Origin of the sequence: Nonomuraea angiospora, from assembly GCF_014873145.1 — a bacterium.
Classification (GTDB): domain Bacteria; phylum Actinomycetota; class Actinomycetes; order Streptosporangiales; family Streptosporangiaceae; genus Nonomuraea; species Nonomuraea angiospora.
Map to the genome: position 1 here is coordinate 403,100 of NZ_JADBEK010000001.1, position 15,680 is coordinate 418,779.

General features: G+C 72.4%; 19 protein-coding genes. 8 read left to right on the forward strand and 11 right to left on the reverse strand.

What is annotated here, in order from left to right; all coding sequences use genetic code 11:
• Positions 1 to 23: 23 nt before the first annotated feature.
• From H4W80_RS01765 to H4W80_RS01800, 8 genes are all read right to left on the reverse strand, one after another.
• Positions 24 to 647: an MBL fold metallo-hydrolase gene (locus tag H4W80_RS01765; protein ID WP_192783439.1), complete on the reverse strand. Its 624-nt coding sequence runs from the start codon at positions 645 to 647 to the stop codon at positions 24 to 26.
• Positions 647 to 1,732: an S-(hydroxymethyl)mycothiol dehydrogenase gene (locus H4W80_RS01770; protein WP_192783440.1), complete on the reverse strand. Its 1,086-nt coding sequence runs from the start codon at positions 1,730 to 1,732 to the stop codon at positions 647 to 649. Before H4W80_RS01770 ends, H4W80_RS01765 begins: the two co-directional genes overlap by 1 nt.
• 14 nt (positions 1,733 to 1,746) lie before the next feature.
• Positions 1,747 to 2,931 (reverse strand): NAD(P)/FAD-dependent oxidoreductase, encoded by a 1,185-nt coding sequence (locus H4W80_RS01775; protein ID WP_192783441.1) that lies wholly within the window; start codon positions 2,929 to 2,931, stop codon positions 1,747 to 1,749.
• Positions 2,928 to 3,278 (reverse strand): bifunctional 3-phenylpropionate/cinnamic acid dioxygenase ferredoxin subunit, encoded by a 351-nt coding sequence (locus H4W80_RS01780; RefSeq protein ID WP_192783442.1) that lies wholly within the window; start codon positions 3,276 to 3,278, stop codon positions 2,928 to 2,930. The genes H4W80_RS01775 and H4W80_RS01780 overlap by 4 nt, the downstream gene beginning before the upstream one ends.
• A 116-nt stretch (positions 3,279 to 3,394) precedes the next feature.
• Complete coding sequence (locus tag H4W80_RS63310; protein WP_192783443.1) at positions 3,395 to 3,685, reverse strand: hypothetical protein; 291 nt, start codon at positions 3,683 to 3,685, stop codon at positions 3,395 to 3,397.
• Between the two features lie 94 nt (positions 3,686 to 3,779).
• Positions 3,780 to 3,959, reverse strand: coding sequence for a hypothetical protein (locus tag H4W80_RS63315; protein ID WP_192783444.1), 180 nt, complete (start codon positions 3,957 to 3,959; stop codon positions 3,780 to 3,782).
• A 735-nt stretch (positions 3,960 to 4,694) separates the two neighbouring features.
• Entirely contained in the window at positions 4,695 to 5,015 is a 321-nt protein-coding gene (locus tag H4W80_RS01795; protein WP_192783445.1) for a hypothetical protein, read from the reverse strand.
• A 150-nt stretch (positions 5,016 to 5,165) separates the two neighbouring features.
• Entirely contained in the window at positions 5,166 to 6,590 is a 1,425-nt protein-coding gene (locus H4W80_RS01800) for an alpha/beta hydrolase family protein (protein WP_192783446.1), read from the reverse strand.
• A 192-nt stretch (positions 6,591 to 6,782) separates the two neighbouring features.
• On the opposite strand from H4W80_RS01800, the gene H4W80_RS01805 reads away from it, so the two are divergent.
• Both H4W80_RS01805 and H4W80_RS01810 read left to right on the forward strand, forming a co-directional pair.
• Complete coding sequence (locus H4W80_RS01805) at positions 6,783 to 8,039, forward strand: sensor histidine kinase (RefSeq protein ID WP_192783447.1); 1,257 nt, start codon at positions 6,783 to 6,785, stop codon at positions 8,037 to 8,039.
• The gene (locus H4W80_RS01810) at positions 8,036 to 8,704 is read left to right on the forward strand and encodes a response regulator (RefSeq protein ID WP_192783448.1); all 669 of its coding nucleotides are present in this window, start codon (positions 8,036 to 8,038) and stop codon (positions 8,702 to 8,704) included. Before H4W80_RS01805 ends, H4W80_RS01810 begins: the two co-directional genes overlap by 4 nt.
• 249 nt (positions 8,705 to 8,953) lie before the next feature.
• Here H4W80_RS01810 and H4W80_RS01815 read toward each other — a convergent pair whose 3' ends face one another.
• Complete coding sequence (locus H4W80_RS01815; RefSeq protein ID WP_192783449.1) at positions 8,954 to 9,262, reverse strand: hypothetical protein; 309 nt, start codon at positions 9,260 to 9,262, stop codon at positions 8,954 to 8,956.
• A gap of 194 nt (positions 9,263 to 9,456) precedes the next feature.
• Here H4W80_RS01815 and H4W80_RS01820 point away from each other — a divergent pair, with 194 nt between their 5' ends.
• Together H4W80_RS01820 and H4W80_RS01825 are read left to right on the forward strand one after the other, a co-directional pair.
• The gene (locus tag H4W80_RS01820; RefSeq protein WP_192783450.1) at positions 9,457 to 10,122 is read left to right on the forward strand and encodes a maltokinase N-terminal cap-like domain-containing protein; all 666 of its coding nucleotides are present in this window, start codon (positions 9,457 to 9,459) and stop codon (positions 10,120 to 10,122) included.
• 103 nt (positions 10,123 to 10,225) lie between these two features.
• Positions 10,226 to 11,104: an alpha/beta fold hydrolase gene (locus tag H4W80_RS01825; protein ID WP_192783451.1), complete on the forward strand. Its 879-nt coding sequence runs from the start codon at positions 10,226 to 10,228 to the stop codon at positions 11,102 to 11,104.
• Positions 11,105 to 11,313: 209 nt separating this feature from the next.
• Here the strand turns inward: H4W80_RS01825 and H4W80_RS01830 are convergent, their stop codons facing one another.
• Entirely contained in the window at positions 11,314 to 11,697 is a 384-nt protein-coding gene (locus tag H4W80_RS01830; RefSeq protein WP_192783452.1) for a PPOX class F420-dependent oxidoreductase, read from the reverse strand.
• 107 nt (positions 11,698 to 11,804) lie between these two features.
• Here H4W80_RS01830 and H4W80_RS01835 point away from each other — a divergent pair, with 107 nt between their 5' ends.
• The 4 genes from H4W80_RS01835 (at position 11,805) to H4W80_RS01850 (ending at position 14,239) form a co-directional block, all read left to right on the forward strand.
• Positions 11,805 to 12,257, forward strand: a complete 453-nt coding sequence (locus H4W80_RS01835) for a winged helix-turn-helix transcriptional regulator (RefSeq protein WP_192783453.1) — start codon at positions 11,805 to 11,807, stop codon at positions 12,255 to 12,257.
• A gap of 205 nt (positions 12,258 to 12,462) precedes the next feature.
• On the forward strand, positions 12,463 to 12,891 hold the full coding sequence (locus tag H4W80_RS01840) for a BP74-related protein (RefSeq protein WP_192783454.1): 429 nt from the start codon (positions 12,463 to 12,465) through the stop codon (positions 12,889 to 12,891).
• 103 nt (positions 12,892 to 12,994) lie between these two features.
• Positions 12,995 to 13,504, forward strand: coding sequence for an NUDIX hydrolase (locus tag H4W80_RS01845; RefSeq protein ID WP_192783455.1), 510 nt, complete (start codon positions 12,995 to 12,997; stop codon positions 13,502 to 13,504).
• Between the two features lie 213 nt (positions 13,505 to 13,717).
• Positions 13,718 to 14,239 carry a hypothetical protein gene (locus tag H4W80_RS01850; RefSeq protein ID WP_192783456.1) on the forward strand — a complete coding sequence of 174 codons (522 nt, stop codon included), beginning with the start codon at positions 13,718 to 13,720 and terminating at the stop codon, positions 14,237 to 14,239.
• A gap of 135 nt (positions 14,240 to 14,374) precedes the next feature.
• Here the strand turns inward: H4W80_RS01850 and H4W80_RS01855 are convergent, their stop codons facing one another.
• On the reverse strand, positions 14,375 to 15,616 hold the full coding sequence (locus H4W80_RS01855; RefSeq protein ID WP_192783457.1) for an MFS transporter: 1,242 nt from the start codon (positions 15,614 to 15,616) through the stop codon (positions 14,375 to 14,377).
• Positions 15,617 to 15,680: the final 64 nt, after the last annotated feature.

The window sequence follows — 15,680 nt, forward strand, 5'->3', positions numbered from 1 at the left end:
AGTACTCCTCTGAACAGGCCGGGTCAGTGCCCTCGGCGGATCCAGTTCTCGAGCTGCGGAGCCTCGGCCCCGATGCTGGTGTCCTCACCGTGTCCGGTGTGCACCACGGTCTCGCCGGGCAGCGTCAGCAGCGTCCGGCTGATCGACGAGATGATCGTCGGGAAGTCGCTGTACGACCTGCCCGTCGCGCCGGGACCGCCCTTGAACAGGGTGTCCCCGGAGAACAGCACGCCGAGCTCCGGCACGTACAGGCACACCGCGCCCGGCGCGTGCCCCGGCGTGTGCAGCACGTGCGCGGCGGTGCCCGCCACCCGCAGGAGCTGTCCGCCGGCCAGCCGCCCGCCGGGCGTGGCCGACGGGTGGGCCAGCTTCCACAGCACCTCGTCGTCCGGGTGCAGCAGCACGGGCGCGCCGGTCAGCGCGGCCAGCTCGGGCGCGGCGTTGACGTGGTCGTCGTGCGCGTGCGTGCACACGATCGCGCTCACCCGGCGGTCGCCCACGGCCGCGGCGACGGCGGAGGCGTCGTGGGCGGCGTCGACGACCAGGACCTCCTGGTCGTCGCCCAGCAGCCACACGTTGTTGTCGACCTCCCACGTCCCGCCGTCCAGGCTGAACGTCCCCGACGTGACCAGGCGCTCGACCCGCATTAGAGCACCACCACCGAGCGAAGCACCTCGCCGCGATGCATCTTGGCGAAGGCGTCCTCGACGTCGTCCAGGCCGATGGTCTCGCTGACGAACGCGTCGAGGTCGAGACGTCCCTGCAGGTAGAGGGAGATCAGCATGGGGAAGTCGCGGCTGGGCAGGCAGTCGCCGTACCAGCTGGACTTCAGCGCGCCGCCGCGGCCGAACACGTCGAGCAGCGGCAGCTCCAGCGTCATCTCCGGCGTGGGCACGCCGACGAGGACCACGGTCCCCGCCAGGTCGCGGGCGTAGAAGGCCTGCCGGTAGGTCTCCGGCCGGCCGACCGCGTCGATCACGACGTCCGCGCCGAACCCGCCGGTCAGCTCCCTGATCGCCTCGACCGGGTCGCCGTCCCTGGCGTCGACCGTGTGCGTCGCGCCCAGGCCGCGGGCCCACTCCAGCTTCCGGCCGTCCACGTCGACCGCGATGATCGTGGTCGCGCCGACCAGCCGCGCGCCCGCGATGGCCGCGTTGCCGACACCGCCGCAGCCGATCACCGCCACCGAGTCGCCCCTGCTGACGCCGCCGGTGTTCACCGCGGCGCCGAGCCCGGCCATCACGCCGCAGCCGAGCAGGCCCGCCGCGGCGGGGGAGGCGGCCGGGTCGACCTTGGTGCACTGGCCGGCGGCCACGAGCGTCTTGTCGGCGAACGCGCCGATGCCCAGCGCGGGGCTGAGCGGCGTGCCGTCGGCCAGGGTCATCTTCTGGGTGGCGTTGTGGGTGGCGAAGCAGTACTGCGGGCGGCCGCGCAGGCACGCCCGGCACGAGCCGCACACGGCCCGCCAGTTGAGGATCACGAAGTCGCCGGGCGCGACGTCAGTGACACCGTCGCCGACCGACTCCACCACGCCGGCCGCCTCGTGGCCGAGCAGGAACGGGAAGTCGTCGCTGATGCCGCCCTCGCGGTAGTGCAGGTCCGTGTGGCAGACCCCGCACGCCTGCACCTGGACCAGCGCCTCGCCGGGCCCCGGGTCCGGCACCAGGACGGTCTCCAGGCTGACCGGCTTGCCCTTGCCGGTCGCGACGACCCCGCGTACTTCATGAGCCATGATTCACTCCTGTCTCAGCCGACCTGAACCGGCGCCGTTTCGAGCTGCCGCCGCCATCGGGTGAACAGCCGTACCTGGTTGACCCCGAGGACCGCGACCGGACGCTCGCCCTGCCGGTAGACCGCGAGGAAGCTGTGCCCGGCCGGGTCGCCCTCCTCCACGTTGACCGTATCCGCGTCCGCGGCGTGCCCGACGAACTGGATCTTCACGTCGTACTGGTCGGACCAGATGTAGGTGGGCCGCCGCGCCTCGGCGCGGGCGGTGCCGCCGGACAGCAGCGTGGCCGCCGCGACCGAGGCCCGCTGCCGGGCTCCCGTCCAGTGCTCGATCCGGTGGTGCCTGCCCTGGACGGGGTCGAACCAGGCGGCGCAGTCGCCCACGGCCACGATGCCCGGGGCGGAGGTGCCGCCCGCCTCGTCGCACAGTACGCCGTCGCCCAGGTCGAGGCCGCTGCCCCGCAGCCAGTCGATCGCGGGGACGGCGCCGATCCCGACGACCACGACGTCCGCGGGCAGGTGGGTGCCGTCCGCCAGCCGTACCCCGTCCACCCGGTCCGCGCCGGTGAGGCCGGACACGACCGTGCCGGACAGCAGCCGCACGCCGCGCCGCTCGTGCAGCGCGGCCAGCGCCTCGGCCATCGGCACGCCGACGACGCGGGCCAGGGGCGCCGGGCCGGACTCGACCAGCGTCACGTCCAGGCCGAGGTCGCGGGCGGTGGCGGCGACCTCGGCGCCGACGAAGCCGCCGCCGATCACCACCAGCCGCCGGCCCGCCTCCAGGTCGGCGCGCAGGGAGCGGGCGTCGTCCAGGGTGCGCAGCGTGTGCACGCCGGCCAGGTGGCCGGCGCCGGGAAGCCTGCGGGCGGTGGCGCCGGTGGCGATGACGACGCCGTCGGCCCGCACCGAGGTGCCGTCGCTCAGCTCGACGCGCCGCTCCCGGGGGTCCAGGGCCACGGCGGCCACGCCGAGCCGCCATTCCGCGTCCAGCTCCTCGCCCTCGCCCTCACCCTCGCTCTCCAGGGCCAGGTCGGCCTCGGTCAGGTCGCCGCGCAGGAAGTCCTTCGACAGCGGCGGGCGGTCATAGGGGCGGTGTCGCTCGTCCCCGACCAGCACCAGCCTGCCCCGGTATCCCTGGGCGCGCAGCGCCCTGGCGGTCAGCAGCCCGGCGAGGGAGGCGCCGACGACGCAGATCGTGTTCACACCTGCCCCTTGACGGTGACGCCCGGCGGCAGGTTGGGTGGCGCCTCGGACTGCTTGACATAGATGACGCCGTCGTCGACCACCACCTCGTGCGTGCGCACGGGGAGCTTGGCCGGCGGCGCGTCCACCCGGCCGGTGCGCAGGTCGAAACGCGAGGCGTGCAGCGGGCACTCGATCTCGCACCCCTCCAGCCAGCCGTCGGCGAGCGAGGCGTCCTGGTGGGTACAGGTGTCGTCGATGGCGAAGATCTCGCCGTCCTCGGTGTGGAAGACCGCGATCGGCGGGTCGGCCTCGACGCGAAGGGCCTCGCCTCGAGGGAGTGACGCCAGTGGGCACGCTGGGATCATCCTGTCACCCCGGTTTCGTAAAGAGAAACGTCTAGCGCTATACGCAACAGAGTGAGGGCGGGACGGGGAGATGTCAAGGCTGATTTGTCGGACTTAAACCCCAGTGTCCGGCCACCTCATCGCCGGGGGCGAGCGGGGACAGCGAGAAACGCCAGACCCCCGGCCAGTACGGCCATCCCACACCAGGACAGCGCCGGCAACCGCTCGCCCACGACCGCGCCGCCCAGCACCGCCGCGCCGCCCTGCACCGCCGCGCCGCCCTGCACCGCCGCGCCGCCCTGCACCGCCGCGCCCGCGGGCTCCGCCAGCGTCAGCGTCGTGGCCGCCTGCGCGGCGGTCTTCCGCAGGCCGCAGCCGAAGAGCCGGTAGGCGAGGAACGTGGTGACCACGGCGAGATGCGCCGCCACGGCAGCGCCGCAAAGCCCGTTCAGCCACTGCGTGCTGCTCCCCAGTAGTACGACGGGCAGGACCAGGAGCGCCGCCGCGCCGAACATCGCCCCATCACCGCATCGGAGGGATGTCCTCGTGCGATGAGGTTCCCGCCGATGAGCGAGTAGCGGCGTACGACAGCCCGGCCAGGGCCGCCAGCGCCACGCCGGTGACGTCCACGTCCACGGGCGCGGCGCCGCCGGCGAGCTCGGGGCCCGGCACCAGGACGGCGCAGCCGACGACCGCGGTCACCGTGGCACCGGCCCCATCGAGCGGTCGGCGCGGCCTGCCGGGTGCGCCACGCCATCAGACCGGCGAAGACCGATGCGCTGCCCAGCGCGACCCCGGTGGTCACGGACACCCCTGACCGTGCCACCGCCGGGTAGAAGTTGACCGGATAGCCGGCCACCGCCAGCGCGCCGAGGGCGAGCAGCGACCGCTCGTCGCGCGCATCTCCTGGCGAGCGAACGGGCGCCCGGCGCGCAGAGGCCATCAGCAGGCCGCCCAGCACCGCCGGGCCGTAGGAAGCCGTCGACGATCGGATGCGGCGCGCCGCCCCTGAACTTGCTCACCGCCCCGCCGATCGCCTCGCGCCAGGTGGGGCCGTGCCTGGCGAAGCTCTCCACCAGCCCAGCCCAGCCCAGCCCAGCCCAGCCCAGCCACGGCACGGCCGGCGCCGGGTACGAGACGGCGACCTCGACCTGGGCCATCCCACGCCGACCACGGCTCGACGCCGGCCCCCGTCAGCCGTTCCCCTACCTCCTCGTCACGCGGCGGCTCCGCACCCGCGCAGAACGCGGCGATCCCCACCCGCGCAGAGCGCGGCGATCCCCACCGCCGCAGCACGCGGCGATCCCCACCCGCGCAGAACGCGGCGATCCCCACCTCGACAGCGGCGTCAAACCCCACTCATCCGATCATGACGCAACCTTGCTTCCGGCCCGAGGGTGCCCCCGCCCAGCTCGAACCGTCCGCACCGCATCGGTTCTAGGGAAACTGCGTCCAGGCCTCGACCACGTGGCAGCCCTGGGCGTCGCCCGAAGCCGTGGACCACTTACCCTGCTGGCCGGAGGCCTTGGTCACCCACGGGCCGACGATCGTTCGCGTGTAGGGGTAGTGAGCCGAGTTGCACTTCGCGGCCACCCGGTAGCTGCCGAAGCCGGACGCGCACAGCGCGCCCGCCACGTTCGCCGTCGTGTCGACGGAAGTGATGCAATTCCATACTTCGGCTTGCGCCGGGGTGGCGGTGCCGGCGAGGACCATCGCGCCGGCTGCCACGGTGGCCAGGGCCCGTACGACGTTACCCATGGCGTCTCCTTTGCGCCTTCGGCTTGGCTTACGCGCTTCATGCTTTCGCGTGCGCACGATCCGAGGACAGGGCGCCAAGAGGGCATCTACCGGCCATTTCGCGTCGACGCGAGCACGCCTGTGCCCGGGGAGCCACGGGGATGCACGTGGTCAGGGAATGAGGGAGACCTCGGGGAAGCGAGCGTCCGGGCCCTCGAACAGGCGGGTCGGCTTGCCCCGCAGGTGCAGGTCGAAGAAGGCCCCGACGTAGGCGCGCTGGGCCGCCACCGAACGGCCGGGATCGATCGTGCCCACGTAGTCCGCGAGCGGCACCTTGGGGAGCTTGCCCGCGATCTGCGGCAGCAGCGGCTGCAGGTCGGTGAACGAGCCGTGGGCCGCGCCCTTGAAGCGCAGCTCCCGCTTCCACCCGGTCGAGGCCCGCCAGAACGACTTCCAGCTTGGCTCGCTGTCACGCGTATGGGTCTCGGCCGCCAGTTGCAGGAACGGCCTGGTCACACCGCGCCCGGCCACCGGGCCGACATAGGAGCCGTCGAGGTTGACGGCCGCGTCCACACGGGCGTCGTCGCGGGTCAGCTGTGCGGCGACCGACCCGCCCAGCGACTGTCCCAGCGCTCCCACCCGCGTGGCGTCGGGCGCGCCGAGCATCCCCTCGGGCAGTGCCCCGCCGATCGGGTGGCCCTGGGCCAGGGCGGTGACCTGGTCCAGCACGTACCGCATGTCCGCCAGGCGCGCCCGCGCGTGGTCGGCCAGCAGCTTGGCGATGACCTTCGGCGTCAGCTTCGGGGGCAGCGGCAGGGCGCGTACCAGGCGTCGGCCGGGAAACTCCACCTGGTCGGCCTCGTAGGTGTGGTCGACGGTGACGACCAGGTAGCCGCGCGAGGCCAGGTCCTCCACCAGGGTGGTGCCCAGCGTGCGAGGCCCGCCGTCCCCCGAACCGAACAGCACCACCGGCAGCCTGCCCGCACGCGGCTCGACCGGCGCGCCCACGCGGGCGTGGGTGCGCGTGGCGGCCCAGGCGACGGCGCCCTTGGGGACGCCCAGGGGTGGCGCCGAGTGCCGATCCCAGTCGGCGGCGGCCAGCGGCGCCATGTGCGGCGCGAGCGGCCCGCGGTCCGCCGCCGGGTACCACAGACTGATCATCAGCTCCCGGTACGGCTTGGCCGCCACCAGCGGATCGGGCCGCGAGCGGTCCACCAGCCGCATGGCCACGGTTCCGACCGGATACGGGCCGCCCGGCGCGGGCAGGCTCACCCCGATCGGGCGCGCGACGTTGGCTCCGGCTCCGGCTCCGGCGCTGGCACCGGTGCCGGCGCTGGCGTTGGACGCGGGCAGGGAGACCGCCAGCACCAGCACGGCCAGCCCGGCGACCTTGCCTGTGACCCTGCCCGTGCCCGTGCCCGTGCCCGTGCCCGTGCCCGTGCCCGTGCCCGTGCCCGTGCCCGTGCCCGTGCCCGTGCCCGTGCCCGTGCCCGTGCCCGTGCCCGTGCCCGTGCCCGTGCCCGTGCCCGTGCCCGTGCCCGTGACGTTGCCTGCCGCCTTCGAGACGGTGGACGGACCGGTAGCCCTGGCCCTCATAGCCAGATCCGTATTTTTCGTGACAACGGACATGCGAAAGCTCCTCTATCGGAAAAGGGATGTCCGACAGGCTGACAGCCGGCACGTCGAGCGGACAGCGGCGGAGGTCGCACGCGCGCCTGCGACTTTCGGATGACGGTCGTCCCCGAGGAGGAGCGGGAGCGAACCCGCAGGACAACTAGGGTGAAGCGCATGAACCCAGCCGACCGTCCGGCGGCCCGCCTCACCGCGCTGAGCCGATGGTCGACCTTGCCCGCCGACGCGCTGCCGGCCGCCGCGCTGTTCCTGGCCACGCTCGGCCCCGGCCAGGTGCTGTCGGGCCCTCCATGGCTGTTCGCGCTGCAGACGGCGCTGGTGGCGCCGCTGGCCTGGAGGCGGCGCGCGCCGATGACGGTCCTGGGCGCGATCGGTCTCGCAGCCGCCGTCCAGTGGGCGCTGGACGTACAGCTTCCCGCCGACGCCGCCCTCCTGGTGGCCCTCTACACGGTCGCCGCGCACCGCCCGTGGCGCCACACCCTGGCGGCGGCGCTCGCGCTGCAGGCCGGGGTGCTGCTGGCCGCCGCCCGCTGGGCGCCGCCCGGCCAGTTCCCCTTCACGGTGGCTGCGCTGAGCGCGATGGCGGCCGCCGCTCTCATGGCCGGCCTGTGGATGCGGGTACGGCGGGCGTACGTCACCTCCCTGGAACGCGACCGCGAGCAGCGGGCCCGGCTGGCCGTCGCGGAGGAACGCGCGCGGATGACCCGCGACATGCACGACATCGTCACCCACAACCTGTCGGTCATGGTGGCGCTGGCCGACAGCGCCGCGTACGTCCGCCACAGCGCGCCGGACCGGGCCGCGGAGGCGATGGAGCACATCGCCGCGACGGGGCGCCAAGCCCTGCAGGACATGCGCCGCTCCCTGAGCACCGGCCACGCCACCTCGGGCGAGGACCGCCTCGACGAGCCGCTTCAGCCCGCGCCCGGGATCGCCGAGCTCGGTCCGCTGGCCGAGCGGATGCGCGCGGCCGGGCTGGTGACGCGTGTCCGGGTGGCCGGGGACGCCGAGGCGGTGCCCGCCGCCGCCCAGCTGACGATCTACCGGCTGGTTCAGGAGGCGCTGACGAACACGCTGCGGCACGCGTCCGGGGCCCGCGCCGAGGTACGGGTCGAAGTGTTGTCACGCCATGCCGAGGTGGAGGTCGTCGACGTTCGCGAGCCGGCTGCCCCCGGGCTCGCCGACGCCGGGACCTGGGTGCCCGGGCCCCGCTCCGGGCCAGGGGGCGATGGGCTCCGGGGCGATGGGCTCCGGGATGGTGGGCTCCGGAGCGACTGCCCCCGGGGCGATGGGCGCGGGATCGCGGGCATGCGGGAACGGGTGGCCGCCTACGGCGGGACCCTGGACGCCGGGCCGGTGACGGGCGGCGGATGGCGGGTGCTGGCCGTGCTGGACCTGGGAGCGCCACGATGATCCGGCTGCTGATCGCCGACGACGAGTCGCTGCTGCGAATGGCCTTCCGCATGGTCTTCGAGGCCGAGCCGGACATGGAGGTGGCGGGGGAGGCGGACGACGGCGAGCAGGCGGCCCGGCTGGCACGGCACCTGCGCCCGGACGTGGTGCTGATGGACGTACGCATGCCCGGCCTGGACGGCATCGAGGCCACCCGCAGGATCGTGCGCGACAGCCCGCGCTCGCGCGTGCTCATCCTGACCACCTTCGATCTCGACGAGTACGCCTTCGCCGGGCTGAAGGCCGGAGCGGCGGGGTTCCTGCCGAAGAACACGCGGCCACAGGAACTGCTGAGCGCGATCCGCAACGTCGCGGCGGGAGAGGCGGCGCTGTCGCCGCGCGTCACCCGCCGCGTGCTGGAGAGGTTCGCGCCGCAGATGACGCCGGGACCCGCCGAGCGGGACGAACGGCTGGCGCAGCTGACCGCGCGCGAGCACGAGGTGCTGGCGCAGGTGGCGCGCGGGCTGTCCAATGCCGAGGTCGCCGCGGCGTTGCACCTGGCCGAGGCGACGGTCAAGACGCATCTGAGCCGCGTACTGGTCAAGCTCGGACTGCGCGATCGCGCACAGGTGGTGGTCTTCGCGTACGAGAGCGGCCTCATCCGCCCCGCCGCCCCCGACCTCTGACCACCCCACGACGGCTCGCCCGTTCACGTGGAGGCGGGACCCAGGAGGCAGGCCCGTAGCCGCAGCGACTCCAGGCGTCACGGCCTACCTCGCGGCCGGCCAACTCCGCGACGGTCACTGCCTCCTGCGCGCAGGCCTGGTCGCGGGCGTCCTGCTTCGGGGCCGGTCCTCGGTGATCAGGGCGTCGAGCCGGTCGCCGACGCGCAGCATCGGGGCGAGGTCCTGCCACTGGCACAAGGCCGTCCCTGCTCAGTGGCAGCGCATGTCGAACCCCGGTTCGTGAGGTCCGTCGAAGAACTCCACGATGACGCCCTTGAACCCGTCCCGCCATGATCCGCTCGGGTTGACGTTCACGGTGCCCGAGAGCGGGCGGCCTTCGAGACCCTCGATCGCGGCGGACTCGTAGTAGCGTGCGATCTCGGCGTCCGGCAGCTTGGTAAGCAGGGACATGCGGACCAGGTAGTCGCAATGATTGCTGTTGCCCGACTGGATACCCACCGTGCCCTGCACACTGAGATCGCCCGGCTCCGTGTCGGGCGGGAGCGGGAACACGCTCACCCGCTCCGCCAGCCGGGCCAGCTTCTCGTCGGCTGCTTCGGTAACGCCTCCGGGGCCGCCTCGGTCAGCACCATGCCATCCTCCAGCGCGTTCGTAGGATGATCACCAAACAACAACACGGACCGGCGCCAGGCCTTACCGCGAGGATGGGAAGATGTGGAGGTCGTCCCCCTCAACGGAAGAGAATCCTCGGCATGGCCGTCATCCACCACACGACCCTCAAGCCGACCAAGCTCGAACTGCTCACCGCCTGGCTACCCACCCGGCCGTGGTACTCGGGCGGCGCGGGCGACCCGGAGTTGGCCAAGGCCGGCGGCTTCCGGCTCGACGACCCCGAGGGCGAGGTCGGGATGGAGTTCTTGGTGGTCACGGACACCTCGGGCACCCAGCCGATCAGCTACCTGACACCGCTCACCTATCGCGGTGCCCCGCTCGACGGGGCGGAGCACGCCCTCGTCGGCACCATGGAGCACGGGGTGCTGGGGCGGCGCTGGGCCTACGACGGCTGCCACGACCCGGTGCTGGTCGCCCAGCTGCCGGCCCTGATCGAGGGCCGCGTCCAGGCCCAGGACCAGAACATCAGCGACACCCCTGACCGGGAGGTCACCCGCTCCTACCTCGGCGCCAGCCCCGTCCCCACGGGCTTCTCCGCCACTGCCGTCGACGACCACGAGGGCACCGAGCTGCCCGCCCCGGACGGCACGGCTCTGCGTTTGCACCGGGTCCTGCGTCCCGTCCCGGACGACGCGGCTCTCCTTCCGCCCGAAGCGACCGGCCACGTCGCCGGCGCCTGGCAGATACCGGACGGCACCCGCGCGCGGGGGCTGTTCGTCACCCTGCGCACCGGCCCTCGTGCCTGAGGAACGCCGTTCATGGAAGCGGGCTCACGGCACCCGTACTGAACTGGCCCGGCCAGTAGTTCTACAGAAGGCGCCCGTAGGCGGGGACGGCATGCTCTGAGTCATGCAGAACGTGGAGATCTGGAGTGAAGAGTTCGGCGCCGCTACGGACGAGCCGATCTTGCTGGTGATGGGTTCGATGTCGCAGGGGGTCCTGTGGCCGGATGAGTTTGTCGGCCGGCTGACGGCCGGTGGCCGGCGGGTGGTCCGGTACGACCATCGTGATACCGGTAGGTCGGGCACGGTGGATTTCGAGAAGGAGCCGTATACCTGGGGCGATATCAAGGACGATGTGCTGCGGGTGTTGGACGCGCATGGTCTGGACAGTGCGCATCTGGTGTGTCATTCGGCGGGTGGGTTGCTGGGGCAGTTGATCGCGGTGGAGCGGCCGGAGCGGGTGCGTTCGCTGACCGTTATCGGGTCCTCGCCGCTGGGTGGGGGTGAGGGGATGGTGATCATGCGGGCTTTGATGGGTCAGCCGCAGCCGGAGGGGAGTTTGCCGGAGCCGGTGGCGGAGTTCGTGGCCCACTTTCGGGGGTTGATGGCGGGTCCGCCGCCGGTTGATCGGCGTGGGCGGATTGAGGCGATGATCGCGGAGCAGCGGGTGCTGCACGGCACCGCGTTGCCGTTCGATGAGGATGCCGCCCGCCGGTTGCAGGAGCGTATCTTCGATCGGGCCCGGGATCTGGATGCGGTGGTGAACCATCGTCTGGCGGCGATGGCTCGGCCGGATTTCGAGCCGGTGGGTGTGTTGGATCGGGTGAAGGCGCCTACTTTGGTGATCGAGGGTACTCACGAGCCGGCCAAGCCGGGTCATGGTGCGATCATCGCCGGGCAGATTCCGGGGGCGCGGTTGATGATGGTGGAGGGTATGGGGCACACGTTGCCGCCGGAGGTGCACGAGGAGCTGGCACGGGCCATCCTCGCGCACACAGCCGCCTGACGCGCGCCGCCGAGCACGGGGCCGACCCCGGCTGAAGCGTCCGAGGCAGACCAACACGGAGCACGGCGGGCGCGGCGTCCATGTCAAGGACGCGGCCGGCCACCCATCGAGCTGATCACCAGACCTTGCCACCCAGCTTGGGGGAGTGGGGAAACAACCACCGCGACAGGACTCCGGATGGGCGGCAAGCGCGGTGGGCAGGGGGTGGCTCAGCTCATGCCGACGGTCTGCCGCTCGGGCTCGATGACGGCGATGACGCGTTCCTCTTCTCGGGTGTAGGGCCTGCCGATGTACTTCGTTGCGATCTGGTCGATGATCTCCCAGGCGGTGTCGCCCTCGAGCCATTCGATGACCCGGCCGCGGACGATGACGGGCTGGAACGGGTTGTCGGCGGGCGTTATGGAGAGCGCCACCCGCGGGTCGCGGCGCAGGTTGCGAGCCTTGCGCGACTGCGGGCCGGTGAGGATGACGATGTGGTCCCCGTGGGTGCCCACCCAGAGCGGGACGGTGTGGGGCGAGCCGTCCGGCAGGACGGTGGCGAGGTGGGCCAGCGAAGTGCCGTCGAGGACGCGGCGTACGTCGGGGTTGAGCATCTTCTTCTCCTTGCGGGGTGAGCCATGCGATCGGAGTTCCTTGAAGAGACTCTGTGACCGTAACACGCGAAGTTCCCTAAGGGAACCCCGATTGCTAGACTCTGCTCATGCAACGCACGAACTTCGGCCAGATGGCCTGCTCCATCGCCCGCACCCTCGACGTCATCGGGGAGCCCTGGTCGCCACTGATCCTGCGTGACGTGTGGGCCGGCCTGAGCCGGTTCGACCAGCTCCAGGCCGACCTGCAGATCTCGCGCAAGGTGCTGACCGAACGGCTCAACCACCTGGTCGACCAGGGCGTGCTCGAGCGCCGCCCCTACGACAACCGGCCACGCTACGAGTACCACCTGACCGTCAAGGGGGCCGAGCTGGTCGACCTGCTCATGGTCATGGCCGGCTGGGGCGACAAGTGGCTCGCGGGCGAGGCCGGACCGCCGGTGCTCTACCGCCACCACGCGTGCGGCGAGATCAGCCGTGCCGACCTGCGCTGCGCCCACTGCGGCGAGCCGATGCACGCGGGCGACGTCGACCTGCTGCCCGGCCCGGGCGCGGCCGTCTGAGTGAGGGGAGTGGTGCGGTGGAAGCCCGGCAAGCCGATGCTTCCGGGTCTCTGCCGGACGGTCGGGGCGGTGATCGGCGCAGGAGGAGCCGGATCGCGCTTCGCGCTTGTCGCCGCGAACATCTTAACTCTACGCGACGATTCGATTACTTTAGGTAGTGGACGGGTCGCGGAGTGCGACCTCAGCATCGGAGGTGCCCACCCCCATGCCACGCATCCTCACCAAGATCGTCGCCGCTCTCGCATCAGTTGCGATGCTCGGCCTCGCCTGCCCCGCTCAGGCGGCCGAAAGAGCCCTCTTCGAGTTCACCGACATCACCGGCGAAAGATTCGTCGTCCAGCTCACCGACCCGGAAAAGATCGCGCACGCCCGCGAGCTGCTCGCCGGCGTGACCAGCGACCAACCCCACCTGATCGGGCGGATCGTCAAGCGTCCCGTCCCCTACAACCCGCGCTGGAGCTACCACTACGACCCCAACACGGTCAGCTTCTTCGACGTGGCGATCGAAGTCTGCGACGCGACGATCCCCTACGTCGAAGACCACCTGGACGAGGCCGGCGGCGCGTTCCTGCCCGGCCTCTACTGGTGTCCATGGACTTCCCGGCTGGTGCGCGAGCTGCCCGCCTGGCTATGACCTAGAGTCCAGTCCCGTGCCCAGGTGACGAGGCCGCCGGCCAGGACCCTGGGCACGGCACGCGAGCGCCGTCCGATCTTCGCCCTGCCACGAAGGAGACCAGATGCATCCCGCCCCCGAGATGGACGCGGCGGGTGGCTCGGTCCCGCGCCCCAGTGCACGTGTCGTTCTCATCGACGACGCCGACCGGCTCCTGCTGTTCTCCAGCCGCGACCAACACGATGGCACGCTTCGCTGGTACACCCCGGGCGGCGGTCTCCAGCCCGGAGAGAGCCATCGAGACGCGGCACTGCGTGAGCTGCGTGAGGAGACCGGGTTGACGGATGTGGCGCTGGGGCCGGAGGTGTGGACAGGACGCCCCTGGACCATGGAGCGAGACGGCGTCATCCACGAGGTGCGGCAGCGCTACTACCTGGCCCGCGTTCCCGTCTCGGAGATCGACACCACCCGCATGGAGGACTTCGAGAAAGCGAGCATCACCGGCCATCGCTGGTGGACAGCGCAAGAACTGGCTGAGACCGCCGATCTTCTGCGCCCCGCCGGGCTGGCGCACCTGCTGGCCGCCCTGCTTGCCGACGGCCCACCCCGCCACCCGGTCCTCGTCGACGGCTGACCGCGCCGACGTGGCCGTTGCCGCAGGAGCCGGCACGTCCCGGAACCTGGGGGAGCGCGCACGACTACGCCGAACGCGGGCCGGCCTCCGAGCGCGGAGTCGCCCCGCGTCGAGTCGGGGCGGCTCGCCACCCGCCGATCAAGATGCGGCCCCCACCCCGCGACGTACGTCTGCTCGGGTCATTTGTCGTAGTCGGGGCGTACCCTCCCCACCATGAAGGACACGCACACACCGCTCGATGGCGAGCGATGGCAGCCTGGAGACCTTGTCGTCGATGCCGAGGGCGGCCTGTTCACCCGCGCGAGCGCGCAGGACCAGGACAGTGGCCGGCCGTGGGGACATCCCACCGGTGTGACACGCCATCGCGACGGCAGCGCTCATGTGCCGGACGGCGAGGTGGGGGAGACGGTCCCCGTCCGACCGCTCACGCTTTTGCTTCGTGATGGTCAGCCGGCCTTGCCTGCCGCGCCCGCGAACGCCTCCGCGGTGCTCGGCACCCAAGCCCAGCAGACCGCCACCTTGGCAAGTGTCGGCGGCCTGTTCCTGGCCGCCACCGCTTTCGACCCTGACGGCGCAGGGGATCCGAGAGCGGCGAGGCTGCGCGCGGACCTGCTCGACACCGTCGTGGTGGTGGACAGCGAACAAGCGCTCACGGCGATGTTCGGCGGGGCCGCCGACGGGTTGCTGGTGGAGCTGGCGGAATGGCATCAGCGGAGTGTGGAGGAAAGCGCCTGAGCGGCCCTAGACCCTTGCAGGCCGCCGGCGCGGGGAAAGAGGTACACAACCCCGCGTCACGTCGGCCGTCCGAGGTCGGAGGCATCGTCCACCGGCGCCGGTGCCGTACGTGTTGTTCCCGGTCATCAGCGACGGTCACGGTCCGTCGTGCTCGCGGGAAGCCGCGGGAAGCCGCAGGAAGGCGGCGGAGAGCACCGCGACCAGCGCGAGACCCGCCGGCGCCATGGCCGCCGCGCCGCCCCCGGCGTCGAACAGCCGGCCCACGACGAACCCGCCGGTCAACGCGGCCACCCCGGCGACGAAGCTGAGCAGGCCGAAATAGACCCCGAACCGTCCGGACGGCGCGCACCGCGTGACGGTCTGGAACAGCGCCGACTGCATCAGCCCCTGGGCCAGCCCATGCAGCACCGCCGCCACCAGGAGGACGACGAGGTGGCCGCCCTCGCCGGAGGGCATCGCGAGCAGCGCCAGATAGCCGAGGCCGGCGCAGACCAGGCCGCTTCTGAGCACCCAGGGACGTTCGCCCCGCCCACCGGCCGCGCACCAGGGCTGGACCGCGGCCATGGCGACCGCCACCACGCAGAAGAACAGGGTCGTCGAGCCTGCCCCGACCTCCTTGAGCGGGACCACGGTGACGATCTGGTCGGCGAGCAGCGTGGCCGGCGCGGCGGTCATGGCGAAGCGCCGGAAATCCCGATCCCGGAGCACCGCCGACACGCCGCCGGTGAGCCGGGCGCCCGCCCGTGCCGCGGCGCCGCGTTCGGCCGGCAGCAGCAGGAACAGTACGGCGCCGACCGCCCAGGCGCCCGCCGCGGCGGCGGACAGCAGCCCGAACCCCCCGGCCAGCAGGGCCAGCCCGACGGGCGGGCCGGCCACCGCCCCCACCTGACCGGCGACGACGTAGGCCGCGAAACCCCTCGCGCGCCGCGCGGGCGGCACCCCGGCCAGCAGGGACTGGGCGGCCGGGTGGAACAGCGCCCCGCCCACCGCCAGGACCGCGGCCGCGCCGAGCAACCCGGCCGGCCCGTCGATGACCCCCAGCACGGCGAACCCGGCCGCCCGCAGCGCGCAGGCCAGCGCTCCCGCGCGGGCCGCTCCCACCGCGTCGGTGATCGCGCCGGCCGGCAGGAACAGCATGTTCTGCAGCGCCACGCGCACCCCGAGCACCACGGCGATGGTGCCGGCGAGCAGGCCGAGGTCGTGGCGCAGGTACGTGACCAGGTGCGCCATCACCGCGAAGAACCCGATCGAGATGGCCAGCTGCACTCCGACGACGACGGCGAGCACGTGGCGGCCGCTGCCCGGCGGGCGCGCGGGAGGCGCGGGATGCCCGGTGAGCGGCCGGTTGGGATGCGGGGTGGACGTACTCGGCGCCATGGGCCGGGTCGTTCTCACGATCGCGACGCCCACCGGAGGACGCCGGGGCGCTGCGGCCCCGTCG